At 64.5% G+C, this 22,261-nt stretch carries 15 protein-coding genes and 1 tRNA gene; 7 read left to right on the top strand and 9 right to left on the bottom strand.

Annotation, left to right across the window (positions count from 1 at the left end; all coding sequences use genetic code 11):
• Positions 1–89: 89 nt before the first annotated feature.
• Positions 90–1,352 (bottom strand): diaminopimelate decarboxylase family protein, encoded by a 1,263-nt coding sequence (locus K0B96_RS06365; RefSeq protein ID WP_220165125.1) that lies wholly within the window; start codon positions 1,350–1,352, stop codon positions 90–92.
• A gap of 174 nt (positions 1,353–1,526) precedes the next feature.
• Between K0B96_RS06365 and K0B96_RS06360 the strand changes: the two genes are divergently transcribed.
• Positions 1,527–3,539, top strand: a complete 2,013-nt coding sequence (locus K0B96_RS06360) for a M2 family metallopeptidase (protein ID WP_220165124.1) — start codon at positions 1,527–1,529, stop codon at positions 3,537–3,539.
• Positions 3,540–3,827: 288 nt separating this feature from the next.
• Entirely contained in the window at positions 3,828–4,610 is a 783-nt protein-coding gene (locus K0B96_RS06355; RefSeq protein ID WP_220165122.1) for a PEP-CTERM sorting domain-containing protein, read from the top strand.
• Positions 4,611–4,670: 60 nt separating this feature from the next.
• Here K0B96_RS06355 and recN read toward each other — a convergent pair whose 3' ends face one another.
• Entirely contained in the window at positions 4,671–6,329 is a 1,659-nt protein-coding gene (gene recN / locus K0B96_RS06350; RefSeq protein WP_220165120.1) for a DNA repair protein RecN, read from the bottom strand.
• 124 nt (positions 6,330–6,453) lie between these two features.
• Between recN and K0B96_RS06345 the strand changes: the two genes are divergently transcribed.
• Positions 6,454–6,530 (top strand) — tRNA-Val (locus K0B96_RS06345).
• A gap of 99 nt (positions 6,531–6,629) precedes the next feature.
• On the opposite strand, the gene K0B96_RS06340 is transcribed toward K0B96_RS06345, so the two are convergent.
• Positions 6,630–8,993, bottom strand: coding sequence for a glycosyl hydrolase family 95 catalytic domain-containing protein (locus tag K0B96_RS06340; protein ID WP_220165118.1), 2,364 nt, complete (start codon positions 8,991–8,993; stop codon positions 6,630–6,632).
• 157 nt (positions 8,994–9,150) lie between these two features.
• Here K0B96_RS06340 and K0B96_RS06335 point away from each other — a divergent pair, with 157 nt between their 5' ends.
• The 3 genes from K0B96_RS06335 to K0B96_RS06325 all read left to right on the top strand — a co-directional run bounded on the left by K0B96_RS06335 (position 9,151) and on the right by K0B96_RS06325 (position 12,480).
• Positions 9,151–9,747, top strand: a complete 597-nt coding sequence (locus K0B96_RS06335; protein ID WP_220165116.1) for a thymidine kinase — start codon at positions 9,151–9,153, stop codon at positions 9,745–9,747.
• 163 nt (positions 9,748–9,910) lie between these two features.
• A complete protein-coding gene (locus K0B96_RS06330) occupies positions 9,911–11,245 on the top strand; it encodes an acetyl-CoA hydrolase/transferase family protein (RefSeq protein ID WP_220165114.1) in 1,335 nt (444 codons plus the stop codon).
• A gap of 164 nt (positions 11,246–11,409) precedes the next feature.
• Entirely contained in the window at positions 11,410–12,480 is a 1,071-nt protein-coding gene (locus tag K0B96_RS06325; RefSeq protein WP_220165106.1) for a lactonase family protein, read from the top strand.
• On the opposite strand, the gene K0B96_RS06320 is transcribed toward K0B96_RS06325, so the two are convergent.
• The 4 genes from K0B96_RS06320 to K0B96_RS06305 all read right to left on the bottom strand — a co-directional run bounded on the left by K0B96_RS06320 (position 12,471) and on the right by K0B96_RS06305 (position 17,025).
• Positions 12,471–12,893 carry a response regulator gene (locus tag K0B96_RS06320; RefSeq protein ID WP_220165104.1) on the bottom strand — a complete coding sequence of 141 codons (423 nt, stop codon included), beginning with the start codon at positions 12,891–12,893 and terminating at the stop codon, positions 12,471–12,473. The two genes, K0B96_RS06325 and K0B96_RS06320, sit on opposite strands and share 10 nt — an antisense overlap.
• 152 nt (positions 12,894–13,045) lie before the next feature.
• A complete protein-coding gene (locus K0B96_RS06315) occupies positions 13,046–15,265 on the bottom strand; it encodes an AMP-binding protein (RefSeq protein WP_255558869.1) in 2,220 nt (739 codons plus the stop codon).
• 129 nt (positions 15,266–15,394) lie between these two features.
• The gene (locus K0B96_RS06310) at positions 15,395–16,036 is read right to left on the bottom strand and encodes a hypothetical protein (protein ID WP_220165095.1); all 642 of its coding nucleotides are present in this window, start codon (positions 16,034–16,036) and stop codon (positions 15,395–15,397) included.
• A complete protein-coding gene (locus K0B96_RS06305) occupies positions 16,033–17,025 on the bottom strand; it encodes an AAA family ATPase (RefSeq protein WP_220165093.1) in 993 nt (330 codons plus the stop codon). Before K0B96_RS06305 ends, K0B96_RS06310 begins: the two co-directional genes overlap by 4 nt.
• A gap of 200 nt (positions 17,026–17,225) precedes the next feature.
• Here K0B96_RS06305 and K0B96_RS06300 point away from each other — a divergent pair, with 200 nt between their 5' ends.
• Positions 17,226–17,873: a hypothetical protein gene (locus tag K0B96_RS06300; RefSeq protein WP_220165091.1), complete on the top strand. Its 648-nt coding sequence runs from the start codon at positions 17,226–17,228 to the stop codon at positions 17,871–17,873.
• 31 nt (positions 17,874–17,904) lie between these two features.
• Here the strand turns inward: K0B96_RS06300 and K0B96_RS06295 are convergent, their stop codons facing one another.
• Positions 17,905–20,853 carry an AsmA family protein gene (locus tag K0B96_RS06295; protein WP_220165089.1) on the bottom strand — a complete coding sequence of 983 codons (2,949 nt, stop codon included), beginning with the start codon at positions 20,851–20,853 and terminating at the stop codon, positions 17,905–17,907.
• Between the two features lie 86 nt (positions 20,854–20,939).
• Entirely contained in the window at positions 20,940–22,259 is a 1,320-nt protein-coding gene (locus K0B96_RS06290; RefSeq protein ID WP_220165088.1) for a TolC family protein, read from the bottom strand.
• Positions 22,260–22,261: the final 2 nt, after the last annotated feature.

The following is a 22,261-nucleotide window of genomic DNA, read 5'->3' as shown; positions in this document are numbered from 1 at the left end:
TGTCTTCATGTAGGCGGGGTGCCCTCACCCCGCTCACGCGCCGCGCCAACCTCCACGCATCGCCCGTCCACTCGCCCCGCCCCCCGCGCTCAGCGCCGCAATCCCGGATAATCCAGCGTCCCGAAAAGATCGTTCAACGTCTCCGCCCGGCGGATGACTTTGAATTTCCCGTCCCCCTGCCAGAGCACCTCGGCGGAACGCAGCTTGCCGTTGTAATTAAAACCCATCGCGTGCCCGTGCGCGCCCGTGTCGTGAATCACGACCAGATCGCCGATCGCCGCGTCCGCGATTTCGCGATCGATGGCAAACTTGTCGTTGTTTTCGCAGAGCGAACCGGTGACGTCGTAAACCTTCTTCGGCGCGCTCTCCTTCCCCGGCACCGTAATATGGTGATACGAACCATACATGCCCGGACGCATGAGATTCGCCATGCACGCATCAAGCCCGAGATAGTTTTTGTAAATCGCCTTTTTGTGCAGCACGCGCGACACGAGATAGCCATACGGTCCGGTGATCATGCGACCGCACTCCATCGCGATGCGGATCGGCCCCAGGCCGTTCGCCACGATCGTCTTTTCGTAAGCGGCCTTGATGCGTTGGCCGACCGCGGCGAGATCCACCGCCGTCTGCTCCGGCCGATACGGAATGCCGATGCCGCCACCGAGGTTGAGAAACTCGAAACGAATCCCGAGCGCGCGGTTCAGCTCCACCACGAGGTCAAACAACATCTGCGCCGTCTCCACGAAATAGTCGGCATTGAGCTCGTTCGACGCCACCATCGTGTGCAGCCCGAACCGCTTCACGCCCTTGTCTCGCAGCAGGCGATAGCCCTCGAAAAGCTGCTCCCTCGTAAACCCATACTTCGCTTCCTCTGGCTTGCCGATGATCGCGTTCCCTTCCTTCAACGGTCCCGGGTTGTAGCGGAAACACAGCATCTCCGGCAGCTTCCCGCCCAGCGTCTTTTCCAAAAACGCGATGTGGCTGATGTCGTCGAGATTGATGATCGCGCCGAGCTCCGCCGCTTTTTGATAATCCTCGGCCGGCGTGTCGTTCGACGTGAACACGATTTTCTCACCCGTGATCCCTACCGCTTCGCACATCACGAGCTCCGCATAGGACGAGCAATCGCCGCCCAGCCCTTCCTCCTTCAACACCTCCAGCACATAGGGATTCGGCAGCGCCTTCACCGCGTAATAGTTCACAAACCCGCCCGGCACCCACGAAAACGCCTCGTAAAACGCCCGCGCATTTTTGCGCATCGCCCCTTCGTCATAGACGTGAAACGGCGTCGGCACTTTGGCGGCGATCGCTTCGAGTTGGTCCTTGGTGAACGGCAGACGCTTGTCGGTCATGGGCGTAAACGTCCAGCTAGGCGCAAATCTCCGCCCGCTGTCAACGGCCCGCGCAACCTGCTTTTCGGCGCCCCCGCTTGTTGCCTACCGGGGCGCTTCGTCGGCCGCTCGAATCGTAAACCAATGCGGCCCCGAGGTGGGCCGCGCGCTCCGCCGCGCGGCAGCAGCTCGCCGTTGACCTCCAGAATTCGTCGCGCCCAGCGTTCGAGCTGCTCCGTCGGCACCTCCACCGCGCACGCCTTCCGCATCGCTCGCCTCGCCCGCCGCGACATCTCATCCGGCGTCATCGCTTCCGACTCCTCCAACTCGCCCGCCGCGGTCAACGCCTGCCATCCCCAACCCGCTTTGCGATTGTCGCCTCGCCTGCATTTGCCAGCCTCGCGCGTCATGCGAAACCTCATCGTCCGCTGCGCGCTGGCTCTCGCCGCTCTCAGCGCCGCCAGTCGCGGGGCCTCCGCCGCCGCCGTTGTCAACCCCACGCAAGCGCGCGCCGACCACTTCCTCGCGCTCGTCAACGCCTCCTACCAGGCGCTCGTCACCGTCACCAGCGAAGCCCAATGGGCTGCTGCGACCGACGTCACGCCCGCCCACGACGCCGCCTCCGAGACCGCCGGCAAAGCCTTCGCCGCCTTCAACGGCAACCCCGCCCTCATCCGTGAGGCGAAAGACCTCCTCGCCCATCGCGCCGAGCTCAACGACCTCACCGTCCGCGAACTCCAGCGCGTCCTCCTCAACGCCGCCGAAGGCCCGATGACCAATCCCGCTCTCGTCGATGCGCGCATCGCCGCCGAAACGAAGCAGGCCTCCATCCTCAACAGTTTCGAATTCAAACTCCACGGGAAGGTCGTCACCGCAAACGACATCGACAATCTCCTGGAATCCTCCACCGACCTCGCCGAACGCCAAGCCGTTTGGGAGGCCTCCAAGGAGTCCGGCGTCGCGCTCAAGGCCGGCCTCATCAAGCTTCGCGACCTGCGCAACGGCGTCGCCGAGGAGATGGGTTACCCGGATTACTTTTCTCTCCAGGTCGCGAAATATGGCATGACCGCCGACCAGATGCTGCAGCTTAACGACGAGTTCATGCGCGTCCTCCGGCCGCTCTACCTGCAGCTCCACACGTGGGTGAAATACAAGCTCGCCGAAAAATACCACCAGCCCGTGCCCAAGCTCATTCCCGCGCACTGGATCAACAACCGCTGGTCACAGGAGTGGGACGGCCTGTCCGAAGGCGCCGATCTCACGAAATTTTTCGACGGCCGCACACCCGAGTTCGTCATCAAGTCCGCCGAACAATTTTACACCGGCATGGGTTTCGCCCCTTTGCCCGCCTCGTTCTGGACGAAGTCCGATCTCTACCCCGTGCCCGCGGGCGATCCGCGCAAGAAAAACACCCACGCCTCCTGCTGGCACATCGACCTCGCCCACGACATCCGCTCCCTCCAGTCGATCGAGGCCAATCCCTATTGGTTCTCCACCGCGCACCACGAACTTGGCCACGCCTTCTACTTCATGAGTTACACACGGCCCGAGGTCCCGATGCTGCTGCGCGACGGCGCCAATCCCGGTTTCCACGAAGGCTTCGGCGAACTCGGCGCCCTCGCCTCGAATCAGGCGCCCTACCTCAAATCCATAGGCCTCCTGCCCGCCGACTACCACGTTGATCAAACCGCCTTCCTCCTCAACGACGCGCTCTCGCCCGGCGTCGTCTTCATCTACTGGTCGTCCGGCGTGATGACGCATTGGGAGGCCGACATCTACGCGCATCATCTTCCCGCCTCCGAGTGGAACAAACGCTGGTGGCAATACGTGCGCGACTTTCAAGGCATCGAGCCGCCCGCCCCGCGTGGCGAGGAATACTGCGATGCCGCGACCAAAACCCACATCGACGACACGCCCGCCTACTACCACAACTACGCCTTCGCGCAGGTCTTCAAATACCAGCTCCACGACTATATCGCGCGCAAGATTCTCCACCAGCCGCCGCAGTCGTGCAATTACGCCAATAACAAAGCGGTCGGCGACTTCATGAAATCCATCATGGAAAAAGGCGCGACCGAAGACTGGCGGCAGGTCCTCGAAGAAGCGACCGGCGAAAAATTCTCCACCCGCGCGATGCTGGATTACTACGCTCCCTTGATGAAGTGGCTCCAGGAGCAAAACAAAGGCCGCCAGATCGGCTGGGAGTAAACCCGCCGCTCCTCGATGCCTCGCAAACCGGGTAACGCTTTCATCCTTCAAAACCGGGCCAACGCCGGCCGCGCCGTGAAACATGCGGAGGCCGACAGAGCAAATCCGCATCGACTCCGTCCGCCGCGGCCAAGCCAGGTGCTCTTGCCGGAAAGCTGTCAATTTTGTGCTAAAAATTTCCCACTAGCACTCACTAGCTCCTTCAACTTGATTCCACGGCGGGCATTAATTTCTTCGCGACTGTTCCCCGGCCCGCGTCCCGCGAAGCCCCGTTCCTGCCACCCTCTTATGTCGAACTGTTCCCGCTTCCTTCCCCTTCCCTCGTCTCTTGTTCTCGCGGCGCTGGTCGCCTTCGGTCCGCTGACGCCCCTAGCCTCCGCCGCCGCGGTAATCTGGGACACGCCCACGACGCTCGCCGGTGACACCGATGTGCTCACGACCGGTAGTCTCGTGGCAGCGTTCAACCTCGGCGTCGATGGCGGCACCACCACCGTCAATGGAGTCACATTTGAAAACGCGCTGAACCCCAACTACGGCAGCACGACGTGGGCCGTCGGCACGGGTGCAGGCAGCCTCACGTTTTCGGGCGCCACGCTCTACAGCGGCGATCCGTTCGGCGTCGGCTCCTCGCCTTATTCGTTGTTGAGTGCGGAATATCAAACGCTCCTCGGCAGCGCGCTGTGGAACGACAGTTTTAGTGGCACACAGGTCGCCGTCACCATCGGCGGCCTCACGCCTGGCCAGACTTATTACGTGCAATTCTGGAGCAACGACCCGCGTAGCTATGGCGTGAACCGCGACACGACGTTCAGCGCAGCCAACGGCACGACGCTCGAACAAAACACCGGCTCGGGGTATGGTGGCTTGGGTCAGTGGGTCACGGGCACGTTCACCGCCGATGGCACGACGCAGGATATCTTCGCCACGGGCACCGGATCCGGTTCCAACGCCACGATGATTAACGCCTACCAGCTCCGCACGACCGCTATCCCCGAGCCGGCCACCACAGCCATGCTCGCTGGTGCGGCTGTGCTCGGCGCTACGTTTTGGCGCCGCCGCCGCCGCGCCTGAGATCCGTCGCGACGAAACGCGCTCCTCCGCCTCGCGGCCGGCGGGCGGAGCGTCCGCGCCTCAGGCGAGCAACTCCTCCGCGTGCGCGAGCGCGCTCTTCGCATTGCGGTCGCCGAGCATCCGCGCGAGTTCGCTCACTCGCGCCTTCCGACTTTGCTGGATCGGCGCAATCTCCACCACCGCCCGCTCCTTCGACTGGTCCTTCGTCACCACCAGATGACTCGTCGCCTGCGCCGCGACTTGCGGCAGATGCGTCACGCAAAACACCTGGTGATGACGCGCGATGCCTGCCATCTGCTCGCCCACCACGCGTCCAATCTCGCCGCCCACGTTGGCATCGACTTCGTCGAACACCAGCACCGGCACGCCATCCAGATCCGCCAGCACCGTCTTCAACGCCAGCATCACCCGCGCGAGCTCGCCACTCGATGCGATGCGGCTCAAGGGCAGCGGCGCCTCGCCGACGTTCGGCGAAAAGAGAAACTCCACCGTGCTGTCGCCCGCCGGCCCGAGCTCCCCTTGCGCCCCGATCTTCACGAGGAAGTCCGCCTTCTTAAAGCCAAGTTGCGCGATGCTCCTGCCGGCGAGCTTCGCCAGCTCGCGCGCCGCCTTCTCGCGCATCGCCCGCAACGCCGACGCTTCTTTCCGCGCCGCCCGCTCCGCGTCGACCATCTGCTTTTCGAGCCGCGCCAGCGTGCCCTCCAGATCCCCCTGCGATTCCAGCCGCCGCCGCATGTCATCGCGCGCCGCGCTCACGGCGCTCACGTCGCCACCGTGTTTGCGCTTCAATTCGAGCCACGTGTTCATTCGCGACTGCAACTGCTCCGCCTGCTCCGCATCGAACTGCAACTGCTCCGTCAGCCCGGCGAACTCGGCGCCGAGATCGTTCAACTCCACCGCCGCAGCGGACAGACGCTCCGCCAGCGCGCGGCTCGCCGGGTCGAGATTTTCCAACTGCCGCGCCTCGCGCAACAATTGCCCCACCCGCAATTGCACGCCGTCGTCGCCGGTGAGTCCGGCGGACAACCCCTCCGCCAACGTCGTGATTTCCTGCGCCCGGCTCAGTCGGTGAAAATCGCGTTCGAGCGCCTCGATCGCTTCGTCCGTCAATTCGAGCTCATCGATCTTCGCCAACTGCCGTTGGAGAAAATCGATCTGGTCGTCGGAGAGTTTCGTCTCGTTCGCGAGTCGCGCCCGATCCGCGACGAGCGCGCGCCACGCCTCGTAACGCGTGCGATAGCTCGCGAGTGCGTCGCCGGTGCGCCCGAAAAGATCCAGCAGCTCGAGCTGGCAGCTTTCCTTCAGCAGCCGACGCGGCTCACTCGGCCCATGAAAATCGATCCAGTGCTCGCCCAGCCGTTGCAATGCCGCGAGCGTGGCGAGGCTCCCATTGACGCTCAGCCGCGGCGCCTTCTCGCGCGGCACGCTGCGTTTCAAAATCACCACGCCGTCTTCCGCGGCCGGCAATTCGAGTTCCGCCAGCACCGCGTTGATCGCGCGCGCATCCTCGAAAAACAACGCTGCCTCCACCTCGCACGCCGCGGCGCCCTGGCGGATGATCGTCTTGTCCGCACGTTCTCCGGCGAGCAGGCTCATCGCCCCGAGGAGGATGCTTTTGCCCGCGCCGGTCTCGCCGGTCACGGCCGTGAACCCCGCCTCGAATTCGAGCGCGACTTCTTCCAACAGGGCGAGATTACGGATGCGGAGCGACTGCAACATGGGCGATGCGCCTAGAAGAGGCGGCGCGGCGCTGGCGTCAAAGCCGATTGTGCAGCGTCGGCCGCCGAACATTTTCCTTGCGCAGCCCGCCGCGCGTCGTGCTTAGTTCACGACTCGATTTTTTGGACCCTTAGCTCAGTTGGTTAGAGCGTTTCCTTGACATGGAAAAGGTCGCTGGTTCGAGTCCAGTAGGGTCCACCATCCGCGCAAAACGCTATCCACAAACGGATAGCGTTTCTTGTTTTCGGTGCGCCAGACGCCGCGCCCGCATCGGGCGTCGCCGCGATTTCCCCACCCGCGTCAATAAACCATCTTCACACCAAAGTGCTTCGGCGGTTGCGCCACGCCGTCGAGAAACGCGTCAACGGGCGCGGCGGGTATGGCAGCCGGCTTTGACAGTATGGCCTCGATTACGTCGCCTGCCTTCACGGCGAACACGAAATCGGCGCCGTCTTTTCGCTCCGGTTCGATCTTCGTCCACGTCGGGATGCGGCCCGCAAAATTATCCCGCACCGTCAGCTCGCCCGTGCGACCGGTCACAATGCGCAACCACGTCGTGGCATTGTTCTCCCGCCGGGCGGAAACGCGGTGACCGCCTTCCGCGACGAGGTCCGTGAAACTCGCTTCGTGCCAGCGCCACGGCATCGCGGGGAAGATCCGCAGCGGCCCCCACGCGCCCGTGCCCGGAGTCGCGTTCCAACTTTGCAGCAACATCTCGTGCACCGTCGCGCACGCGAGGAAGTTTCCCTCCAAAGTAAACGGCCGATAATCGAACGACGAAAACCCGGATTTGGTCTGGTCGCCGTTCGCGTGAAATCCATTCCGCAGGATGAACGCCCGCAGGTAGGCCTTCAAGTGCCACAGCGCCGCCTCAGGCTCCCCGATGCGCGCCCGCAACGCCGCCATCCACGTGTAGCTATAGCCGCACCATTCCACGACTCCGAGCCGATCGATGTCTGGAATCGTCGCCGCGATCGCCGCCCGCTCGGTACCACTGCCCTCCACGTTCATCAGATTGAACGGATAAATCCCCATCAGCGTCGCGAAATGACGGTGACTGAAGACCAGCTCCTCGTCGGCCGACAACATCAGGACGTTCTCCTTCGTGACGTGATACGGCCCGAGCTTCGCGCTCGCGGTGCGCCACTCCTGCGCCGCCACCGCATCCCCCAGTTCCGCGGCCATCTCCGCGTTCCCCAGAAAGAGCATGCGCAAGCACATGATGTCGTAATTGGAATTCGGTGTCAGCCAGGCGCGCTGGCTGTTGTTGAACGCTTCTGGCGAAGCCGATACCGGCAGCACGAGGACGCCCTCCGCATTTTCGTGCAACAGGCCGCGCAGGCACTCTCCCACTTCGCGGCACCACGGATACGCCACTTCACGCAGATACGCTTCGTCGCCCGTGTAGCGCCAGTGCAGGTAGAACAAATGCCCGGCCCAGGCCCCATGCACCGGCGACAAACTATATTGCGCCCACCCACCGAGCGGCGCGCCGGCCAACGACATGACCGCTGGCACCGCCGCCCCCTTTTGCCCGTAGAAATCGTGCGCGAAACGGCGCAAGGCCGGCAGCAAACCGTGCATCCAGTCGAGAAACGCGCGCCCTTCCTCGAAATGCCCCGCCGCCTGATAACCCATGTAGGTCATCTCGGTGTTGAGATCGTGATGGTAATCGCCTTTCCACGGCGGCAACTCGCCGGCGTCCGCCGTCCACACCCCTTGCAACGGCATCGGCGGCGCGTGATCGCGCGATGCCGCACCATAAAAATACTCCACCAAATAGTAATGCCGCATCACCTCCTCGTCCGGCAGATTGACGGCCGACGCCGACCAAAATTTCCCCCACCACTGCGCGTGACGCGCATGCTCCGCCGCGTAGCCCGCCGCCAGCGCGGCGTCCACGCGCGCCTTCGCCGCGGCCACGACATCGGCGCCGTCGGCCGGCGAAAAAGCCACGGTCGTTGCCAGCAACGTGGCGTCGCCCACGCGCCGCAGAGCCGCGTAAACACACGAGGTGTTACCTTCCGCCGTCCCTTGCGTGAACCACTTCGCCTCGTCTGCCTCACTCGAGACCGCTGCCGGATAACCGAGTTGCTTGACTGATTCCGGTGCGAGCAACCGCATCACGCGGGGCGCCGCGCCCGGAATGCGCATCAACGCGACCGGTTCATGCGCATTGAAAAACACTTCGATCGTGCCGCCCTCCTTCCCCGCGAGCCGCACGCGTCCCGTCGCGCTCGCGAGATCCAATTCGAATTCCCGCACCGTCTGTCCCGGCGCGAGATCGAGTTCCAGGCGACCCGCCGGAATTTTGGTCGGGTGCAAAATGTTGTAGGCTTGCTCGTCGACGACCGCGCTGATCTCGGCATTTTTACCGGCCCGCGCCCATGCCGCCATCTGCGCGTAAGTGAACTTGCTCAATGCGTTGCCCGGCGCCGGGCGTTCATCCCACAAATCGCCGCGATCGAGGGAGAGGCGCAGCGTCCCACCTTCACCCCAGAGCAAGCCACCGAGCAAACCGTTGCCGAGCGGCACGGCCTCATCCCATGTTGTGATCGGCGCAATCAGTTTCAGATTCATCGTGGAGATCGGCAGCGCGCGAACCACTGCGGCCGCGCAAACCAAGAAAGCAAACTGGCGCAGCAACGGGGCCCAGGCGTTCATGCCGCCGCGCAGATTGGCGGCCCTGGCGGTTACAGGAAGCCTTTTCCGCCGCGATCCACCGAGCGCCCGCGCTCCCCTTTCACCTCCCATCAACCTTGGCCTAACGCGCGAAAAATCCGTTGTCGCGACTCTTCGGCCGCACCACCGTCGCACCGCAATGGCGAAGCTCTATTTTTACTATTCCGCGATGAACGCCGGCAAAAGCACCGTCCTGCTGCAGTCGAGCTACAACTACCATGAACGCGGCATGCGCACCCTCCTCTTTACGCCCGCGCTCGACACCCGCGCCGGGGTCGGCCGCATCAAATCCCGCATCGGCCTCGAAGCCGACGCCACCGCGATCTCCACGACCGAAGACCTTTTCGCGTGGACGCGTCGTGAACACGCCTCCGCAGCCGTTGCCTGCGTGCTGGTCGATGAAGCGCAATTTCTCACGCCCGCCCAAGTCGCCCAGTTGACGGATGTCGCCGACGAGCTGCGCGTGCCGGTGCTCTGCTACGGCTTGCGCACCGATTTTCAAGGCCACCTCTTTCCCGGAAGCGCCGCGCTCCTCGCGCTCGCCGACGACCTCATCGAGCTGAAGACGATCTGCCACTGCGGCCGCAAGGCGACCATGAATCTCCGCGTGGGTGCCGACGGCGCTGCCATGCGGGAGGGCGCTCAAGTGGAAATCGGCGGCAACGAACGCTACGTGCCGATGTGCCGCCGCCACTTCAAGGAAGCCTTGCAGGCCGTCGCCCCGTCGCACGCGTGACGGCACGAGCTGCGCGCGAGTGCGTGCCCGCGGGGCCAACGCGACCGCCGTTCTTCTCGCGCCCCGCCCTGATGCGGCGCGTTGCGTTCGCTCTCACCATCGCCACCCTTGCGCCAGCCGCGCCTCGTCCTCGCCGGGCGCGGAGCTGCTCCGCCCTTTCCCCATGAAAACGTTCGCTCCTGATTGGAAGCTCCGCGCGGTCCCCGCCGCTGATGCCGTCGCCGTCGTGCAAAGCGCTCACCGCGTCTTCCTGCATGGAGCCTGCGCCACGCCGACGCCCCTCGTCGAAGCGCTGTCCGCCCGGCGCGACCTCGAAAACGTCCGCCTTTACCATTTGCACACCGCCGGCCCGGCACCCTTCGCGGCGCCCGGCCGGGAAAACGAGTTTCGCTCTGTCTCGGTCTTTTCCGGCGGTCCGGTCCGCGCCGCGATTGCGGAAGGCCGGGCGGATTTCGTGCCGATTTTCCTGTCGGATATTCCTGGCCTCTTCACCTCCCGCACCGTTCCGCTCGATGTGGCGATCGTGCAGCTTTCCGCGCCCGATGCCCACGGGCTCTGCTCCCTGGGCACCTCCTGCGATGCCGCCAAAGCCGCTGTCGAATCCGCGCGTTACGTCATCGCAGAGATCAACGAGCGCATGCCCCGCACGCACGGCAACAACATCGTGCCGCTCAGCCGGGTGCATGCTTTCATCGCGACTGATCGCCCGCTTCACACGCATGCGCCGGAACCGGAGACGCCGATCGATGCGCGCATCGGCGAATTGATCGCCGGCCTCGTCGACGATGGTTCCACGTTGCAAATGGGCATCGGCGGGATTCCCGACGCCGCCCTTGCCCGCATGCACCACAAGCGCGACCTCGGCATTCACTCCGAGATGTTTTCCGACCGCGTCGTCGATCTTTTCGAAGCCGGCGCGATCACCAACCGCTACAAAGTCGTCGGCCTCGGGCGCATCATCACGAGTTTCGTCAACGGCACCCAGCGCCTGTTCGACTTCATCGACGATAATCCCCACGTCGCCTTTTACCCCTGCGATTGGACGAACGATACTTCGATCATCCGCCAGAACCCGCGCGTGGTGGCCATCAACTCCGCCCTGCAAATCGATCTCACCGGCCAGGTCTGCGCCGATTCCATCGGCCATCGCATCTACTCCGGCATCGGCGGCCAGATGGATTTCATCCGCGGCGCGGCGCTTTCGCCCGGCGGCAAACCCATCATCGCCCTTCCCTCCACCGCCAAGAATGGAACCATTTCCCGCATCGTCACTCAACTCGCCGCCGGGGCCGGTGTGGTGACCACGCGTGGCCATGTGCATTGGATCGTGACTGAGTTTGGCGCCGTCAACCTGCACGGCAAAACGCTCCGCGAACGCGGAGAGGCGTTGATCTCGATCGCCCACCCCGACTTCCGCGCCGAACTGCAGCGCGACCTTTGCGCTTTGCGCCACTTCCCGATGCCTTCCGCGCCCGGCTCGTCGTCGGCCACCGTCTGACTGCCATCATGGCCCGCCCGCCCGCCGCGCCTTCTCTCTTCTCCGCCGGCAAATTTGTTTCCCGCCCGTTTGCGACGCCCCGGAAACACTTGGCTCCGGTCGCGGTCGTCGGCATAGCATTCAATCGTTCCACGATGGGCCGCATCCTTCTCGTTTGTTTTCTCATGACGCTCTCCGCCTCCGCTGCTGACCACCTGATTTTCATCGGCACCTACACCCGTACCGACGGGCTTGGGATCTATTCCACCCGGCTCGACGCCACGACCGGCGCGTTTTCCGTGCCGAAACTCGCCGCCGCCACGACGAACCCTTCTTTCGTCACCCTCTCACCTGACCGCCATTTTCTCTACGCCGTCAGCGAATCCGACGCGATGGCCGTGCCGTTTGCCGTCAATCCCGCCGCGGGCCTGCTCAAAAAACTCCAGCCGCCGCAACCCTCGGGTGGCCCCGCGCCCTGCCACCTCGTCGTGGACCGAACAGGCCGCGTCCTCCTCACCGCTAATTACCACAAGGGAATTATCGGCGTCCTGCCGATCCGTTCCGACGGCCAGCTCGGCACGCCCACGATTGTGCAGCACTACGGCCACAGCGTGAACCCCGAGCGCCAGTCCTCTCCGCACACCCATTCGGTCACCCTTTCGCCCGACAACCGCCATGTCATCGTGTGCGACCTCGGCCTCGATCGCATCTTCACTTACCTGCTCGACCTCGATAATGCCAGTATCGCGCCCGAGCGGCCCGCCTTCGTGGTCACACCAGCCGGGAGCGGACCGAGGCACTTCGCCTTCGGCCGGGATGGCCGCCATGCGTATGCCATCTGCGAGATGGGCAGCTTGATCCTCACCTACGACTATTCGCCGGAACACGGTGAACTCACCCCTCGCCAGCAGCTTTCCTCGTTGCCCGCGGATTTTTCCGGTTCCTCCAGTGGCGCAGAAATCCGGGTGCATCCCAACGGCCGCTTCCTCTACGGTTCCAATCGCGGACACGACAGTATCGCCGTCTTTGCGATCTCGCCCGAAGACGGCCGCCTCACGCTGGTCGAGATCGTGCCCTGCGGCGGCAAGAATCCGCGCAACTTCACCCTCTCGCCCGACGGCCGCTGGCTCGTCTGCGCCAACCAAGGCACGAATTCGCTCACCGTTTTGTCGGTCGACGCCGACACCGGTCGTCTGCACCTGACCGACCACCGCATCACCGTGCCGCTCCCCGTGTGCGTGCAGTTCTATAACTGAGGCGACGCGGGCGTCGCCGCCGAGGCTCCGCGCGAGGAATCCGCGTCCAGCACTGCCGCCACCGTGCGGAGCAATTCCTCGCGCGTGAACGGCTTCGCCAGCACGGCATCCGCTCCGAACAACTGCGCCATTTTGAGATAACTCTCCTTCGCCACGTGCCCGCCGCCTGACATGGCCACGATCTTGATGCCCGGGTAACGCTTGCGCACATCGCGAATCGTTTCCACGCCGTCTTTATCCGGCATCAGCAAATCCGTAATCATCATGTCAAACGGCTGCGCCGCGAGGTGGCGCAACGCCTCTTCCCCCTCTTCGGCTCCGCCGATCTGATAGCCGGCCAGCCGCAGGATCGTGGAGACAATCTCCCGAACCTCCGGTTCGTCATCGACTACCAAAATCCTTCTTGCCGTCATGTTTAGCGGCGGAGCATTGGTTTCCCGTGACGACCCGCAAGCTTCGTGGACGCTAAAATCCGGTAAAACGCGGTCATCTGCTCCCACGGAATATTCCACGATTCGCGACCCTCACGCGACCGCCCGTGAGTGCCCCGTCGCGCGCCGCCCGCTCAGCCCGCCAGTTCGATCGCGAGATCGCGGCAACGTTTGAGGTCCAGCTTGCCCGTGCCCAGCACAGGGATTTTTTCCACGCGCCGGATGATCTTCGGCACCCAGAGCGCCGGCAGGCCGGCGGCGAGCAACCGCGTGCGAAGTTCGTCCGCATTGATCTCCACCGTCGTCAGCAAAACCAACGCCTCGCCTTTCGCCGCATCGGGCACACCCATCACCGCAATCGTGTAGCCGTCCTGCTGTTCCCAGCCGAACGCCTGTTCGATTTTCTGCTCCACCGTCCCGTGCGGCACCATCTCGCCGCCGATTTTCGAGAACCGCGACAACCGCCCCTCGATGAACAAAAACCCTTCTTCGTCGATTCGCCCCAAATCGCCGGTGACGAACCAGCCATCGCGAAACGCCGCCTTTGTTTTCGCTTCATCGCCCAAATAACCGCTGAACACGTTCGCTCCGCGAAACCACACGATGCCCGGCTCGCCCGCCGGCATTTCCTCTGCCGTCTCCGGATCCACGATACGCACCGTCATGCCCGGCAGCAAACGCCCCGTCGAGCCCGGCCGCTTTCCCACTTGCGGCTGGGCGGTCGCGCTCGTCACCGGCGGATGCGGTTGGTTCACGTTGCTCACGGGCGTCGTTTCCGTGAGCCCGTAGCCCTGCAAAATCTCGATGTGAAATTGTTCGAGAAACTTGTCGTAAAGATCCTGCGGCAGCTTTTCCGCACCCGTCACGACCAAGTCCAGCGAACGCAACTCCTCCGGCTTCGCCTTGCGCAAAATCGGTCGGATAAACGTCGGCGCCCCCACCAACACGGTCGCACCTTCTTCGCTGATCGCGTCGATGATTTTGCGGGTGTCGAGCGGACTCGGCACCGTGACGACCTGGCATCCGCGCAGCAGCGGATACCACAAGGTGACGGTGAATCCGAAACTGTGGAACAACGGCAGGCAGCCGATGAGGCTCGCGTTGGGCGGAAGGATCGAGAGCGACGACACCTGCGCCGCGTTGGCGAGGATGTTGCGATGCGACAACGCCACGCCCTTCGGTTCGCCCGAGCTGCCGCTGGTAAACAACAAACCGGCCTCCGCGCGATCGCCCACGCGCGGCAGACCCAGCAAGTCCGCCACCCACTGATTCGGCAGCAACCACGCGGCCAGTAACCACGGCAAAATCGCGCGCTTCCCTCCCATCGCCTCCAGCTCGCGCCGCAAATCCAGCGTCCGCTCCGGCCAGGGAAAGTCCGGCACTTTGCCGCGCATCGCCTCCGCCGAAATCACGGTCTTGATCTCGCCCAACCGCAGGCTCGCTTCCAACGCCGCCCGCCCCGCGGTGAAGTTGAGATTCACCGGCACTTTTCCCGCGCACAAGACGCCGAGGTTCGCGATAAACGCGCCCGCGCCCGGCGGCAGCACGATCCCCACGCGCTGCTCCGGGATGGTGCGGCGCACACGCCGCGAAAACGCCGCCGCCGCCGCGAGGAGTTGCCCCGCTTTCACTTCGCGCCGCTGCACCGTGCGATCGATCACGCGCACGCGCCCGGGTTGCCGCGCGAGCGCCCGCACGCACTCCCGCCCCAGATGCCGCTGCAACGCCGGCCGCTCCTGAAACGCCTCCGCCCCCGCATCCAGCAACGCCTGCCGCGCCCGCGCCAGATCGGCCTGCTCTGGCGCCAACGCCGGACCGAACTGCACGAACACCGGCGTGCGCATCAAGCGCGGCGACTTCCACAGGTAACGATTCCCGGCGAAGGAAAAAACGGAGCCCCACACGCCATCGATGGCCGCCGGAATCACCGGCACGTGCGCCTGCCGCGCCACCACCTCAAAGCCCCGCTTCAACGCCATCAACTGTCCCGTGCGCGAAATATTTCCCTCCGGAAAAATCGCGACCACCTCGCCGGCCCGCGCCGCCTGCACCGCCGCGCGGATCCCCGCCGCCGGATTTTCCACCTGCAAAGGAATCGTGCCCGACATCCGAAACACCCACGCGAAAAAAGCGTGCTCGCCGAGGCCCTGAAACCCGACGAAGCGCACCGGCCGCGGACACGCCAGTTGCAGCACCACCACGTCAACATACGACAGGTGATTCGCGATCAGCACGGCGCCGCCTGTCACCGGGATGTGCTCTCCGCCCCGCGTGCGAACGCGGTAGAGCAACCGCGCGAGGCCGCACGCGATCCACTCCAGCGGTCGGGGCAGGTAAGAGCGTCGTTTTAGCACGATGATCGCAACGCCGTATGGCGACTCACCCGCTCGCGTTTGGAAAGCTTATTTCCCCAAGCATCCCGGTTCCATCCGCCTCGTCCTCCACTCGTCGCGGTCTCGTGCCCTTCCTCTGCACCCCTTTCACTACCGCGCACTTTTCACCCAACTTCGCACATCGCGCGCCAGCGCCGCGAAACCCGGAAAATCGCTCTCCAGCCGGCGCGTATCGCTTTGCTGCCGCTTGGCCTCCTCGACGGCCCGACTCGTTTCGAGCGGCAGCGAAGGCCGGTCCGTTCCGTAAACCCGCCACTTCAACTCCGCCCGCGAATACGGTTGCCGGTCCGTCGCCTGCCCGTCGCGCCACGCCAGCTCCGTGACCGTTGGATCGCGTCCACAAAGATACCATGCTTCGATCGCGGGCACCGCGATGCCGACGCCCCGCAGCACGCCCGAGCGTCCGTGCGCGGGCGGCAGATTTTTCGTCGTCTGCCGAAACACCGCCCGCACGCGACACATGCGGCAGTGCGGATGAAAATATCCCGGGCGATCATGCTCTTCGGTGTGCACGACGGAGTCATCCGCATCGACCACGACGACCAATGCCTGCGCGGGCGTGTTGAAATGCAAATGCCGGATGACCGCGGGCAAAATCTGGACGACCGACGGCCAGCCGCGCGCCCGCAGATTCGCCTGCACCCGCTCGATCGGAGCCCGCAGCAGCCCCGCAATCCACACCTCCAACGCCGCTTCGTCCGCCGGCGATTCGCTCAAAATCGCCAGCCTCATCGCTCCTCGGGCACCCCGCCCAGAATCCCGCTGAACCAGATGTCGCCCAGCGAACCTTCGCCCAACAACCCCGGCAAATCCTTCCGCTCCGACAACCGCTCGAAATGCGCCCGCGTGCCGATCTTGTGCGAAATCACGATCTCCTCCGGATGCTCGCGAAAGAGATCCACCAAATACGGCGAATGCGTTGTCGCCACAATCTGCACGGGCTCCCGCGTCTCGTTCACCGTCAGTGGATAACTCAGGCGATAGAGGGTATCCCGCACTTCGCGCAGCAGTCGCGGATGGAGGCCCCGCTCCACTTCGTCGAAACACATGATCGGCGGTGGCGCCGGATCGAACGCGAGGGCCAGCAACGCCAGCAACACCAACGTGCCTTGGGAAACATCGTCGGCGGCCACGCGCGCGCCACGCTCGCTCCCCGCGAGCACCATTTCCAACGCCACCTGCTCCGCCGCGGGCGTGCTGAAAGAGAGCGCAGAAAATTCCGGCATCACGCGCAGAAATTCCTGTTCCATTCGCGCAAACCATCCCGGATGGCGTTCCTGGCGCATCGCCAGCACCGCCGCCAGGTTTCTGCCGTCGCCCGCCAGTTCCCCTCCTTCTGCCCGCCTCGCCGGCAAAGCCAGTGTCGCCGGGTCGAACGCGTAATTCCGCCCGCGCCGCAATTTTTCCCGCAACGCCTCCCATTCCGGGCCCGCCGCCGAGGTCCGCAGCAAATCGCAGCGCAGATCGTCGACGCACCCCAGCCGCGCTTCCACGTGCGCGTGAGGTGCCGTGAACGTGAAACTCACTTCCGCCGCATCGGTGCGCCCCGCCACTTCCTCCGTGGCCAGCGGAAGCTTCGCAAGAGCGCACAAACGCTCGATCGCCTGCAACAAACTCGTCTTGCCGCTGCCGTTGGGGCCAATCACGAGGTTAAACGGCAGCAAGTTCAGACGCGTATCCCGGAGCGCCTTGAATCGTTGAAAATGGACCGACGCGATCACCGGCTCACGCTGGTGCGGCTCTCTCGCCGCCACAAGCCGCAACCCCGCGAACTTCCCTCACGACGCATCGCTATTTCCTCCTGCACCCCACCCTCGTGCCCGCAGGTTATCGATTCTCCACGCCTCTCCGCCCCACTCGTAACGCACCGCCCTGAGATGGCCCTCGTCAACGACGCCGGTTGCTGCCACGCTCGGCCCACATGAGTCACGGCCCCCACGACGCATACGATCAAACTGTCCTCGACTTTATCGACCACAGTCCCACCGGCGCCGTGCCGCACACTCCCGCCTACCAGGACGCACTCGTGCGCCTGCGTTCCTCGCATCAAGTCTTCGCTCACGCGGAGCATAAGGATGCCTACGTCACCGCGCGCTCCCTCGCGGCCAAACCCTCCTTCCATGCGGCCAACCTCGCGGCGCTCGCCGCCGGCGAGATTTCAGCCGACGCGCTGGAACCCAACGACGCGATCTTCACACGCTACGTGCAATCACTCCCTGCGGCGTCCCGCCCGAAAGCCGAGGCGCTGCGTCTCGCGGTCGCGGGGCGGACGGTGCAACATCGCAAGCACGCCGGCATCATCGCCCACGACGCCGTGCGCAGCTTGTTTCTCGTCCCGGGCGGCGGGCCGCACCCCGGCATTCCGGGCAATTATCTTCACGGCACTCTGCTCCAGCTCTCCGCCGACGCAGCGGCGGCCTGGGAACTGCACCTCCACGACAGCGACGACGGACTCGCGATTGCCCAGACCGAGCGACTCGCGGATGCGTGGACTCTCTTGCAGGACGTGATCGCCAGCGCGCCCTTTCACCTCTCCGAGCTTGATGCGCTCGGCTTCCATCTGACGTGACCGCAGCGGACGTTCGCGCCCGCGCCGAGCGTTACTTGCCCAGGAGTTCGTTGAACAAGCCGGATTTTTCGAGGGCCGCCTTGAGCAACGCGTTCTGCCAGCTGCTCGCGTCCGGGTTTTCGAGCGTGCCGCCGATCTTCAGCGGAATATTGCACGTCGTGTAGCCAAGCGCGTCGGTGGTCGCCGCGAGCAGGCTCACGTGTTTCATCTTCTCGCCCAGCTTCCCGCGCGCCCCGAGCTGAAACGAGAGCGCCATGGCACTCTTCAAGATCGGCACGTTCTCCGCGTGCCGAATTTCCCCCGTGCCGGTCAATCGCACCTCGGGTGAGATCAGTGAAAAGTCCTTCACCTTGAAATTCAGCGCGTCATCGCGCGTGAGATCGACGGTCATCTGATCGTAGGCGATATCGGAAAGCGCCTTCGCAATATCCGCCGCGACCTGGCTCTTGTTCGCATATTCCGCCGGTTGCGATTTTCCCGTCACCGCACCGATCAAACCGCCGATCGCCGCGACGGTGGACGACGATTTTTGAATTTTATCCGACAAGTCCGCCGACAACGCCCGGAATTTCCCGCCCTTGCTGGTCAACGTCACATCACCGCGGGCGCGATTGATCAAGTTACCGATATTCTCACCGTCCGCCCGGAGCGTGCTGGTCGCGTTAAATATCCCTTCCACGGTCGCAGGCTGTCCGGGCTTGAGCGCCTTGAACAATGGCCCTGGATCGAAATTTGCCACCTGCACATCCGCCTTGAGCGCGTAGGGCCGCGCCGCCTGCGTGTCGAACGTCACCGCTCCGTTGGCGCGCACGTCGCTGTCGGCGCCGAGACGGGCTTGGAATGCATCGAGTTTCGCCGCCCCCGCGTCGAGGGTGACGGTGCCCGTGATATTGGTCAGCTCGTAGTCCGTCCCGTAAACGACCTTCTTCAACGCCAGCGAAATCTTCCCGCTCACGCCCGCCCAAATCGGCGAAGCGTCGCGTCCCGCCGGTTCGCCGGGCGCTCTATCACCGCCCGATGCGAGCGGTGCCGCGAGAGGCTGCAAATCATCCAACCACACATAATCGCTGGTCACCCGGGCATCGATCACCGGCTGGTGCGCGGAGTGGCTCAATGTCCCCGCGAGATTCAAATCCGACTTGCGTCCTTGGCGCTCGACCGCGATCGGCACGGTGAATGTCACGGTGTGATCGGGGTCGACGCTCGCGCGCAGTTCCAGCGTGACATTCGGTAACGGCGGCGCCGACGGCGCCGGATCCGCCGCCAGTTTCGTGAGCGCGATCTTGGCCTGCACCTCCTGCCGGCCATCAACCGAGGCGGCAAAATTCCCCGTCGCTTCACCTTGCTTCAAAGCCAGTTTGCCCGCGAAGAGCGGCTGCGTGAGTAACGCGGGCAGACTAGCCGACCACTCCCCCGTCGCCTTCAACGGATCGTGTCCGCCCGCGAGCCGACCGGCGCGGGCATTGAGTGCAAAAAGTAACGCACCGCCGCTGCGCACGCTGAGATCGCCCGATCCCGCCTGCCAGCCCTGCGCCGTGAAATCGAAACTCGGGGACAACGCGACATCGAGATCGCGCACCAACGCCTGCCCCGCCACCGCCACCGTGACGCCTTTCACCGCGAGCGGCGTCCGCGCCCGCAGCGACAATCCTCCGGTGCGCGGCGATAGAAAAAACTGCCCCTGCACATCGCTCCCGCTGATGTTCATCTCCGACAGAAACGGCCGCGCCCACGCGAGCGGCACGCCATCGATCGTCAGCTCCAACAACTCTTTTGCCGGATCGGCGATCTTGAGCTCCGCCGTCTGCGGATTGAAGGCGAATGGCTGCAGTGCCTGCACGTGCAGCACCGGCTTCGCACCCGCCACGGCCGCCGTCAGGCGGTTGACGCGCACGGTCGCCCCGCCCTCGTGCCTCACGTCGAAATCCGCCGTGATCTTCAACGCGCCCAGCACCCCGAGGTCCGGCCGCACGTTCGCGAGTTTGTCGGTCGCCACATCCAGTTTGCCACTCGCCGCCACTGTGGCGAACGACGCCTCGGTGGAAAATTCTCCCCCTCCTTCCACGCGAAACTGCGGCAACGGCAGCCCCAAGGTGTAAGGCGCGACGTCGGCGTCGCCCATCGCGATTTCCCACGTCCCGGTCAGCTTGGTCGCCTGCGCCGGAAAATCAGCGTGCACCTTCAACAACGTCCGGCCGCCACTGGCGATATTCGTCGCGTAGGTCTCTCCGCCGCCATCGCGATCCGCCGTGGTCAGCACAACCAAATGCGCCGGCGCGGCGAGCTGCGGGCCGTTGGCATCGAGCTCGGTTGTCACCGCCAGATGCGAAAACGTGCTCGCGGTGTCCATCGCCGCGGTGATGACGCTGTGCGCCTTGAGACTGTGCACCGGCGCATCGGCGGCGAGCGTCGCCGCCGCATCGAGCGTAAACGTGCCCGGCCGCCCCGGACCGAGATCGCCGCCCGTCAATTTCACCTGCATCCGCAAAGGCGCTTGCCCGGCCGCCGCCGGCAACACCACGACGCCTTCCAAGTCCACTGTGCCGATGGTCAAGGCGACCGGCAGTTGCAGTTCGCTCAACACGCCCCGAAACACCGCCGCCGCCTGCGCCGAGGTCGCTTGCGCCGCGGTCGTGGCATCCACGGCGGTGCCGCCGGGCGTGAGGTCGACTGTCCAGCCCTGCGCGACGAGTTTCTTGATTTCCACGCGCCGGCTCGCGGCCGGCAGCAATGGCACGTCCAGTTCTACGCGCGGCACGGTTACCATCGCCCCGGCGGTGCGCACCGTGATGCCGCTGACCACGGTCTTCTGCCAGCCTGCGTCGACGCGATCGAGCGACGTCACCACGCCGCTTTGTCCCGCCAGCGCCTTCCGGGCGGCCCAGGTTTGGAAGCCGGACGTGAAGGCGATCGCGACCGCGCCAGCCAACAGCACCACGACGGCCCCAACTACGATCAGGACTACGCGGACTATTTTCATGAGCGGGAGGAAGACACAGTTACCCGAAAGGAGTTGCGGACAATGGATCACCTGCCGCGCCTGGCCCGCGGCTGGCTGATGCCGCTTCAGGGCGCCGCGATCACGGGATCCGCCTGGCCGGTGGCCGTGCGGAAATTGGCGAACGCGGTGTTATAGTTGTAATAGGCCTGCAGCAAATTCGTGCGGGCCTGCGTCAAATCGACCTGCGCGGTCAAAACATCGAGCTGCGTCGCCGAGCCGGCTTGGTAACGGGCGTTGGCGAGCCGCAGACTCTCCTCGGCTTGCGCGACGGTCTTCTGCGTGGCCTGCGAAAGCTCATTCGCTTCCTGCAATCCCGAGACGGCCTGCCGCACCTGCACCTCGATCGCGAGTGTCTGCTGACCCAGCGCCAGTTTGCTTTGCTCGAGCAACGACGCCGCCTGCGCCACGCGACCTGCGGTGGCGCGACCGTCGAAGATGTTCCACTGCGATTGCAGACCGACGAGGAAACCATTGCGCGAATCCTCAAACCGATTGGTCCCGCCTTTGCCCAACTGATACCCGCCGAACAGCGAAAGGTTGGGATAGTAGCCGGCGCGGTGCGAACTCACCGCTTCCTCGTTCGCTTTCACCAGCCGCTCGAGTCGGGCCAGTTCCGGGCGGTGCGCGCGCGCCGCTCCCAAGGCCGCATCGAGATCGAAATCGGTCGGCGAAAATTCGAGGGTGCCGACAACGTCGAGAGGCGCTTCGACGCCGGGCGTCGACACCAAACCCACCGCCTGGCGCAATTGCTCCAGCGCGATGCGGTAATCGTTGCGCGCCGTGATGAGCGGCACCTGGCCGTTGGCGAGCGCGACTTCGGAGCGGAGCTTTTCAAACGCCGACACGGTGCCGGCATTAAACCGATCCGTGGTTTCGCGGAGCTGTTGTTTGAGCAGGTCGATGTTCTGCTCCTGCACCTTGATCTTCTCGCGGTTGAGCAAAACGTCGTAGAAACGCGTGCGCACGTCGAACAGCGAGAAGTTGATCTGCGCCTGCAGCTCCAGGATCGCCGCTTCTTTCACGAGCTCCGCACTTCTCACCGCCGGCCGCACCCCGCCGCCGACGATCAACTGCGTGGCGCGGATGGTCAGGCCCCACGTGCTGTCACTTTGCGGGACCGTCGTGGAAATGTCGCGGTCGTTAAGCTGCACACTGCCGGAGGCGGTGACGTTCGGGATTTCTGCCGAGCGCACCTCAAGCACGACGCCTTCCTGCTGCTTGATGCGCTCACGCGCCTGCCGGATGTCGAAGTTGTGATCGAGCGCGTAACGAATCGCGCCGTTCAAATCAAACTGGGTCGGCGTCGGTGCCGTCGCCGGAGCCGGAGCCGCTTGCAACACGCCGCCCACGAGCGCCGCGAGAAGGAAAAAACGATACGTTTTCATAG

Origin of the sequence: Horticoccus luteus (genome assembly GCF_019464535.1) — a bacterium.
Lineage (GTDB): Bacteria > Verrucomicrobiota > Verrucomicrobiia > Opitutales > Opitutaceae > Horticoccus > Horticoccus luteus.
This window is presented reverse-complemented; position numbering and strand designations above follow the sequence as displayed.